Source organism: Gelidibacter salicanalis (assembly GCF_016469035.1).
Taxonomy (GTDB): domain Bacteria; phylum Bacteroidota; class Bacteroidia; order Flavobacteriales; family Flavobacteriaceae; genus Gelidibacter; species Gelidibacter salicanalis_A.
Genome location: NZ_JAEHJZ010000467.1, coordinates 1 through 271, shown reverse-complemented (window position 1 = coordinate 271; position 271 = coordinate 1). Strand labels below are relative to the sequence as shown.

Below are 271 nucleotides of genomic sequence, written 5' to 3'. Positions count from 1 at the left end.
CAGGCGGTCACCCATCCAAGTACACTAACCAGGCCCAACACTGCTTGACTGCGGGGATCGGACGAGAACCGGTAGGTTCAGTGTGGTATGGCCGTTGACTGGGTTTCAAGCTCGCACTGAATGCGCCCATTGGCCTCCTTGGAGCCCGATTGAGTTGCAGAGGGCCATAATGTGTGCCCTCCAATGTCCAATTTCCGTGTGAGCTGCTCTCTCGCCCTAAGGTCGATGATTAAAAGCCCCGAAAAGAAAAGCCAACGGCACCTGGGGTTCC

At 56.1% G+C, this 271-nt stretch carries 1 rRNA gene; it reads right to left on the bottom strand.

The annotated features are described in order from the left end of the window. A 5S ribosomal RNA gene (rrf, locus tag JEM65_RS21840) occupies positions 1-99 on the bottom strand; the annotation flags it as partial. Positions 100-271 lie beyond the last annotated feature (172 nt).